An 8129-nucleotide genomic window follows, 5' to 3' on the forward strand; every position below is an offset into this window, starting at 1 on the left:
GCAGGTTTTGAAATGGCAGATACCATCTCATCTGTAGTCCCTGATTTCTTCATACATCGAATATGAATTTCACATCTAACACAAAGGAACTTGTATGAGTATCTCCACCACGAAACACCGCAATGAAGAAGTCAACGTTAGTCTTTCTGATCGTCGGAAAGCAGAGATTACGGCCCCCAGGTTTGATCTTTTTGGTGAAACTTACACGTTTGTTGAGACTTTCTCTGGCACTGTCATTGATTCCAACCTAGGCAATAACCAGATCTGGGTAAAAAGCAACGCTGGGGATGAGAGGCAGATTCCCGACTACGGTATCCCATTCAGAAGTTCACACACTATCCATAAATACGAGCTTCGTCAGTATGGTAAAAATAGCTCATGTTATGTTCATAATAATGCCCTAATTATTAATAAGAACACAGGTGAAAACGAGGTAAACTTAAAAAGGAAAACCATTATTATCCCCGCTTTTCTGACAATGCTATTTCATAATGCTTCGACGACATCTTTCTTCAGAGCAATGCCTGTTCCGAAGTGGTTTTATATTCTCTTCACTTTGCTCTGCATGGCTTCATTCATTGCATTTTGTTCATTGCTCGTAGGATTCAAAGACGGATATGTGTGGGATGAGCACAAGTATATGTGGTTTACATATTTCCTCTCAAGGATCGGAAGTTTCGTTTGTATTAAATGGATTAAAAGAAGAAGCGAGAGGTTTGATCATGAACTCAGAAATCTTATCGATTTAGTAAAAAGCTAAAAATTATAAGCAACAAAGAGTTAGCCTGTAGATTCCTACTACGGGCTTTTAAAATAATCACAATCCATATTTTCTTTTCTTCTCTTTGATGGATAATCCTCTTTTTAGGGTCGAAGCCTCATATTTCTTTTTCTCATTAGCATAGACTTTCTCTGTTCGGCTACCATTACTGACTATAAAGTTAATCAATGAAGAACATACATGCTTCATACGCTCTTTGTTGATCAAATTATCATCCAGTTTATTTATATGACTATAATATGAAAGTAGCAGAAAGGTTAAAACGACCTCCCTGTTTGAAAAAGTTAGCCTTTCTATTTCAGGCTGGTATTTAATGTAAAACCCGGCACAAAACAGATATGATTGCTCTATAATTTCCTGTTCTTCAAAGCCTGATTCCGTAAGTTTATCAACGAATCGATCAAGCAGAAGAAGATACCTTTCCATGAGATTAATATTTATTTTTTTCATAATATGCATCCTTGCAATTTATTTTTGTCTTCCTGACATTTAAAGAAATATCATAATTATTAATGATGTCAATAGTTAAAACCTATCAAATTATATTTAAATATCTTTTACAGGTAAGGGTCTATTAAGCTCTTCAACAGTTATTTGCTTCAAATGAGAATTATAAAGCCATATCTTGAACTGCTCTAAATATCTGTTATTTAATGCTATCAAAGCTTCGTTTTCAGTTTCGAGCCTTTTTATTCTCTGACAAGCGATTTCTAAATTGGCAGGTTTAATAGAACATGTTTTTTTAATACCAAGCTTGAGAATCTTCTTTTTTGAATTAAAACAATCCGAAATCTTGACATGACTACTTAAAGATTGTCTTGAAGGTCTCTTACCAATGATCTTTACTAACTTGTCGCATAAAGCATCCCAGGTTAGCTTCTCATCTTTATTCCAGTTATTTATAACATTTGTTATGCTTTTTTCATCATAACCAGTAATATGTTTAGCCATTTACTCTCCTTTTATAATTTTATTTTGAAACTCATACCATTTTTCAGCATTGACATTCCCATCATTTTTATCATCATAAGTTTTTTCAATAATTTTATTATGAATTACCAATAGTCGGTCATCATCCTTTCCAGAGTCTTGTATTGGATAATAACCACATATGTCAAAAGCATATGAGTGCTTGCAGTAACCATGCTTAGTAACGAGCACAGCTCCATCATTCAATGAATCGAAATCAGTTATATCCATGATAGCTATTTCTTTTTTTCTATGCCTATTACTTGCCTCGATTGTCGTTTTATCTCTTATGAGCTTAGTCATTTGTAAGTGTGATCGGTGATCATAGGAAACATTTTGTGAGACCAACTTTCTTCCAGACCATCGAGCGATGCTGAACTCATCCATGCCATTAATTTGAGAAAAAGTATTCAGCAGATGCCTTAATTGATGAGTTCTAATAGAATATGGAATACCATCCTCATTGATATAGCCGTGTCTTTTGAACAGGTTTGTTGTACCTTTAATACTTGCAAAAGCATTAATATCCATTCTAAAAAACTCAGCCGTGGGTTTGAAAAAAGATGTAAAATCTTTTCTTGTCTTCTGACACAGTTGCCTGTCAAATAAAAGACATAAAGCATTTGAATATTTAATTCTTTTTTCTTCATCATACCAAGGAAAATTCTGAGGCTTTGTGGTAACGAGTGCAAATTTGGATGGATCAGTGCCTTGGCCTTCCATTGTCCTTGAGACAAACCTTGCATTGCTGGACAGTTTTTTTAATCGGGCTATCGCCTTTTGAGCTATAGGGACCATTACTGTAGGAATCCATTTGATATCCCCAGCATAACCCTTTGCTGAAAAAAATCTTAAACCATATCGTTCAATGCCTTTGTCATCTTTTTCAGTAATCTCACAATCCGCTGGAAGACTTAAAATTTCTGAAATTCTTCCTGGAGCACACATGAGTAGTGCAAGAACAGAAGTAGTAAAAATGTCCCTTGTAGACAATTGGCTTTCATCTTTTGAGAAAATCTCAGCAATAGCTATTACGGATTTTATGTCTGGTAGTTTTGAGTGTCCTTCGAGTGAAGGCTCATAACCTTTCCAGCTCTGAGTTATTTTATGCCTCAACGGATTTACCCAGAAAAAGTATGATGATGTCGTCATTCTATTTTCAGTTAAGAATAAACATAGTTTCTCAAGTTCTTTACCAATTCCAACTGCTAGTACTTTTGAATATTTGGCAGATGCTATCCTTGCACATTCATCAAATATGTTATTATTACACTTAATAACATTAGCTTCACCGTATGATTTCAATAAAACAAACTCTATGATTTTCAACATTGACAAAGTATTCTGGTTTGAGTTTGACTTGCTAAACGAGTGAATATGAAACATATAGGCTTTAGCAAAATCAATGAAACTACCATCTAATCTATCTTTGCTATTTCGATTATTATTCATGTCAAATTTGTTGAATCTATAATATCTCTTCCATACATTGTTTTCCCATGAAATCGCTAACTTCGAGTTGAAAATATTACTCTTACAAAATTCAATAAATTCATCAACATTTGAACTCGGATTATTAGCCTTGGCTGGCTCGAATAAAATGATATTGGTCATTGGGAACTCCAGGGTCTAAAGTTTTTACAAGTGAAACATTCAATTTGGTCGTTTTTAATATTAAAAAACCCGAACGTTTTTAAAACATATTCAGTAAAGAGCTTCTTGTTTTTTGATTTTTCTTCTCCAAGAAATATCTTTGATAGCGGTTCAAAAAAAGGATTAAGCATCTTGTCTATATCATGAACATTGTCTGGACAATTTTTTACGTATATCCCTGATGAGTTTATAGATTTATGGTCTAATGCTTTCGCAATTACTTCAACTGATGCTCCTTCCTTTGCTAAACGAGTTCCCAGGGTATACCTGAATCGTCTTGCATTAAGTCGTATATGATCGTTATTACTTGATGACCTAATGTTGAATTTAGTAGTCAAATTACTTAGTTTGTTTGAGATAAAAGAATTCCTCATATGTAGAAAATCAGTTGCCATGATTGTATCTAAAATTTTATCGGAATGAATTGATAAAGATTTTTTAGTGTCCATAAATATAGGTAATTCATTTTTTATATGGTCCATACTCTGACTAACGCTATCTTCAATATGTTTTTGATTCATATTAACCAAGGTTGTTAGTTTCTCATAAAGGGAGTCATCGATACTTACCAAGCTGAACTCACTTCTAAAGTCCTTCCTTTGTTTTACTTTCGGTATTTTTAGAAAGCAATTTTCTCCCGTTCTGATGAGATCTTTTGCTTTTAACGAAGTTAACTGTAATGGCCTCCTTCCCGTTGTTGCTAATAGAATAATGTAGCAATAAATAAACAGAGGGATTTTATCTTCTTTCAACAAGTTGCTGATACTTTCAAGTATGATTTTCATCTCTTCTTCCGTTAATGGTCCACTATTCGGATCTCTTCGTTTAACGGCCTCCCCTGTTAAATTAGGTTTAATACTTATTTTTTCCAGCATCCTTAGAGCTGAGTTATCAACTCCTTCATAACCGAGTTTTTTCCATTTACTAAGGAAGTTCTTTATTGAATTTAGCATATAGTTTTTCTCAGGGCCTAAGCTAACATTAAATTGATAAACCGCTTTGGAATTAATCATTTCAAAATCCATCAATCTTAGCCATTGACTAAAGATGTGGTTTATATTCTTTATATAACCTGCACTATATTCAGACGAAAAATATGCCAAAGTATTAAGGTAACCAACACGCATCGACTCTGGCATTTTATCGGCAACTTTATATGGGTAAACACAATTATTTATATCTAATTGCCATTTACTATCAGAGATTCTGAAGCTATACCCCGTCATCATTGAAAATAATCTATTATCTTTTTTTAATACATTTGCTTTCATTTCATACCTCCTTAGTTATTTTTCTTAAAGAGTCATAAACCTTTTCAATAACTTCCTTTTCTTTTATTGATATATGTTTGAAATTATAATTTTCTGACATCCTTGAATCTTTTGACCATCCCATGAGATAGCACCTTAACCCTGATTTTCGGCTAATGTCTAAATTCGAATCATCAATTTCATTTGAATAAAAATAGTTCCAGGAATGCCTCAGTTTATGACCTGATAAATTTTTTAATACCGGGCTTGATTTTTTAATAGTCGAAATTATCTTTTCATATGCGGAAACAGATAAAGGCTCCCCTATTGTTTTACATGAACTGTGTGTAACAAACAGGAAGTCATGTGTCTTCTTTTTGGTGTATTTATTTCTATAGTTATTTATGTAATCCAAAATCTCCATTGCTAACTCGTCCGACAATGGAATTTCCCTTTCACCAGTTTTGACTAAAGGTTGATTCAGCCTTCGATCTTCAATGCAATCGTGTCTTCTGAAAATATTGAGTGTGTAATTTCTAGGAGAGAAATCATTAACTTTTAAATTTAATAGCTCTCCTGCTCTTAAACCACAATTCAACAGTAAGGTAAAAATGAGTCTATTTCTCACCTGAACCTCCTTCTGGAAAGGATTTTGGCTTCCTTCCACTTCCAACAGCTTAAATAAATTTTTTATTTGTTCTTCACTTAGAGATTTATCTTTTCTGTCATTCACGCCAAGTGATTTATTTAGCGGAAGATGGGCTTTAATACTTTCTATGAAACCCTCGACTTCATATTTAGCATGAATTCCCTTAATAGAATGAAGTAATCCGCACAGCCAATTAAGATAGTTCGAAAAAACATGAATCCTATAACTGAAAGTTCTTTTAGCAACCTGTTCCATTTTTATCAATCTTACATTCGTAATCTTTTGCTTATCGAATCTCTGCCTTGCATACCTTATCAAATCATCTACTTCAGCTACATTTAAGAACCCCTTGGTTTCAATCCTATCAATGATATTTATGTTCCTGCTTTTTAGGAAATTGCTTAGTATAAGTAGGTTTGTTGCGACTATTTCTAGCGTTGATGCTGTCGCACTTCTGTTCCTAACATTTGTTGTGAGATAAAGGTTTTGATAGTAAACTGGTAATTGTGTCTCCTTATCGAGAATCAAACACCCTCTTTCACCATTACTCATCACAAATTTTTTAATTTTATATGACATAAATAATTATCAACCCTCCGAAAACTTTACATTTAGTAATCACTACGGCTTATCTTTATTTTATCAATTTAAATTTTGCAAATTTTTTTGTCATATTCGGCTTTTTTTATAGTCAATTTAATTATTTAAAAAAATTTCTTTCACGTGAAAGAAACAGGTACGGCTAGTAATATGTATCCATACCCGATATTAAGAAAACCATCTCTAAACCTTATAGCAAAAGCTCTGCCAGAAAAAAGGTAAAGAATTACGTTAAATATAGTAATTTTTTAGATTGAAACTTTACAAAACCTCGTTTTTTTTGAAACTCAGTCAGTGAACTTATAAGGTCTCTAAATTTATTTCCTTAACATTATTAAAAGTTAAAAGATCGATGTAGCAACATTCCTCTTAAGCAACATGCTTTCTTGAATTCTCGATAGTTGATTGAATCCACTCTTCCACTTCACTTTCAATGAAAGCAACTGCACGAGATCCAATTTTTACTGGTGATGGGAAACATCCTTTGCTGATTAGGTGATAGATCCAGGCTTTACCATAACCGGTTCGATTGAGAACCTCTGGTAAACGAATAAGGCGGGTATTGTGCTGATTCATAGTCGCTTCCTCTTGTGTCGTTTTGATGGAAATGACTATACGAATGAATCAGCAAGAAAGAGACAGAAGCTGAGAACGCCAGAGCTAATAGAGGTTAGCCTTAGTCAGAATCTGAGATTTTCATCACCTCTGAAACTCTGATCTTTTTCAAATGGCTGTTCTTGTTGATGAACAGATGAAACTGGCGAATAAAAGGTATACTCGCCGCCTTCAAAGCAAGTGGTTTGTCCGTATCCCTGATTTGGTGGTTCAGGCGAGTGTTGATCTCATCATCGTCATCTGTATACAACAGGCGGGAAAGGCGGTCTTCTGATATACGTACTTTATGCAATTTTGACCATACCAGGATGTCAATCATAGGAATGAGTCTGTAATTGATGATTTTCTTGATGGTGCCATAGCCAAACCTGATCGAATCAGATGTATCGGCTTCGATGCCCCGTACTTTACGCCATTGAGGTAGCGCAGCTTTGAGTGATTCAGCGATCTCTTCATCTGTCCCGTTTGCAAGATCGATTTCGACCATGACAGTATCCCTGAACAACTTGGGGAGAGCTTCTGAAACAGGGCTATCGAGGAGTTCACGGTTAACCGAGTACTCATCCCCTCCCTCCCAGAAGAAAAGTGAATTTCGCAGCCCCACAATACTGAGTTGCGCCAGTCTTTCAGTTGTTGTCAGATAGAAGTGAGGTGGCTGGTAAAGGGTATCTTCTCTTGTGAGGTATCCAAGATGTTGTTCTGTAATAAGAAACGGTTTTCCGATGAAAATCCGCTCAATGTAAAGTCTGACCGCTTCTGCTTCAAATTCTTCATGATATGGTTTGAAGAACAATGTCCTTGCCAGCAATTCATGGTAGAGGTGTATAAGCGGAAGCTCTTCGAATCCTCGATATGTATCTATATCCAGCCACTTCTTCACCTCTCTCGTATGCTCAACTGACCAGTTTTTCATAACAATCTCCAACAGGCGGAAGACTTAATGTATGTAGCTAACGTAATCGACATGTTAAAGGAAGACCAATGAAATGAGTTCAGATGACATCAGGAAGTTGAACCAAGAGGTTTGATATTTTTTGATACAGTTTGCCAACGGGCTATTTTCAGGGGTTCATGCCGTTACGATTTAAGGTTCCTTTATAGAACCAAAGATAAAGTCAGAAACAACAGTTATCTAGAAAATTCAATCAAATAGATATCTAGTTACAGGGACGCCAGCCAATCATGATTGGATGGTGTTATCACAACACCAACAAAAACAGGAAATTAGAAGTCTCATCAGTACACCGCCCAGACGGTGAGGAGACAAAAAAGGATACGCAACGGAGTCGCGACTCCCTGTGACATTAAAGCCCGCTGATGCGCAATGCCGTTCACTTAAGCGGAGCAGTGCTGCGTTTCACCGGATAACGGGTTTTTGATATCTTAACTGCCCTCGGCCTTGATGGTCGGGGGCGTTTTGTTATGAACACTGCTTCCAGAGCACCCCACAGATGCTCCAGTCGTTTCGGGATAGTCCCCGGTGATGCCGTATTTCCCAGCACTATCATTTCTGTCGCGATAAACTGGAACGCGAACTTAAAGCTGATTTCTGACGCCGCTTTTTTGTGTTTCTCAGCCGCTTTTGTTGCCTCTGACCCGTCCTGAATAGCGT

8 protein-coding genes and 1 pseudogene are annotated in these 8129 nt (G+C 35.6%); 1 reads left to right on the top strand and 8 read right to left on the bottom strand.

What is annotated here, in order from left to right:
* The first annotated feature begins 94 nt into the window (after window positions 1–94).
* On the top strand, window positions 95–760 hold the full coding sequence (locus FEK66_RS23150; RefSeq protein WP_108703597.1) for a hypothetical protein: 666 nt from the start codon (window positions 95–97) through the stop codon (window positions 758–760).
* Between the two features lie 57 nt (window positions 761–817).
* Here the strand turns inward: FEK66_RS23150 and FEK66_RS23155 are convergent, their stop codons facing one another.
* The 8 genes and pseudogenes from FEK66_RS23155 to FEK66_RS23190 form a co-directional block, all read right to left on the bottom strand.
* The gene (locus tag FEK66_RS23155) at window positions 818–1231 is read right to left on the bottom strand and encodes a hypothetical protein (RefSeq protein ID WP_138211611.1); all 414 of its coding nucleotides are present in this window, start codon (window positions 1229–1231) and stop codon (window positions 818–820) included.
* Window positions 1232–1327: 96 nt separating this feature from the next.
* Window positions 1328–1732, bottom strand: coding sequence for a hypothetical protein (locus FEK66_RS23160; protein WP_108703598.1), 405 nt, complete (start codon window positions 1730–1732; stop codon window positions 1328–1330).
* Window positions 1733–3364 carry a DNA-binding protein gene (locus FEK66_RS23165; RefSeq protein WP_138211612.1) on the bottom strand — a complete coding sequence of 544 codons (1632 nt, stop codon included), beginning with the start codon at window positions 3362–3364 and terminating at the stop codon, window positions 1733–1735.
* Entirely contained in the window at window positions 3361–4674 is a 1314-nt protein-coding gene (locus tag FEK66_RS23170) for a site-specific integrase (protein WP_108703600.1), read from the bottom strand. Before FEK66_RS23170 ends, FEK66_RS23165 begins: the two co-directional genes overlap by 4 nt.
* 1 nt (window position 4675) lies before the next feature.
* On the bottom strand, window positions 4676–5881 hold the full coding sequence (locus FEK66_RS23175) for a site-specific integrase (protein ID WP_108703601.1): 1206 nt from the start codon (window positions 5879–5881) through the stop codon (window positions 4676–4678).
* Window positions 5882–6271: 390 nt separating this feature from the next.
* Window positions 6272–6478 (bottom strand): AlpA family transcriptional regulator, encoded by a 207-nt coding sequence (locus FEK66_RS23180; RefSeq protein WP_001071602.1) that lies wholly within the window; start codon window positions 6476–6478, stop codon window positions 6272–6274.
* A 100-nt stretch (window positions 6479–6578) separates the two neighbouring features.
* Entirely contained in the window at window positions 6579–7430 is an 852-nt protein-coding gene (locus FEK66_RS23185; RefSeq protein WP_052284514.1) for a DUF6387 family protein, read from the bottom strand.
* 418 nt (window positions 7431–7848) lie between these two features.
* A pseudogene (locus tag FEK66_RS23190) lies at window positions 7849–8129 on the bottom strand (IS4 family transposase); the annotation flags it as partial.

The sequence above is a fragment of the Escherichia sp. E1130 genome (assembly GCF_005781065.1).
Lineage (GTDB): Bacteria > Pseudomonadota > Gammaproteobacteria > Enterobacterales > Enterobacteriaceae > Escherichia.

Coding starts and splice junctions, on each gene's coding strand:
- FEK66_RS23180 (WP_001071602.1), bottom strand. CDS start 6,478: ATGAATCAGCACAATACCCGCCTTATTCGTTTACCAGAGGTTCTCAAT.
- FEK66_RS23165 (WP_138211612.1), bottom strand. CDS start 3,364: ATGACCAATATCATTTTATTCGAGCCAGCCAAGGCTAATAATCCGAGT.
- FEK66_RS23155 (WP_138211611.1), bottom strand. CDS start 1,231: ATGAAAAAAATAAATATTAATCTCATGGAAAGGTATCTTCTTCTGCTT.
- FEK66_RS23160 (WP_108703598.1), bottom strand. CDS start 1,732: ATGGCTAAACATATTACTGGTTATGATGAAAAAAGCATAACAAATGTT.
- FEK66_RS23170 (WP_108703600.1), bottom strand. CDS start 4,674: ATGAAAGCAAATGTATTAAAAAAAGATAATAGATTATTTTCAATGATG.
- FEK66_RS23185 (WP_052284514.1), bottom strand. CDS start 7,430: ATGAAAAACTGGTCAGTTGAGCATACGAGAGAGGTGAAGAAGTGGCTG.
- FEK66_RS23150 (WP_108703597.1), top strand. CDS start 95: ATGAGTATCTCCACCACGAAACACCGCAATGAAGAAGTCAACGTTAGT.
- FEK66_RS23175 (WP_108703601.1), bottom strand. CDS start 5,881: ATGTCATATAAAATTAAAAAATTTGTGATGAGTAATGGTGAAAGAGGG.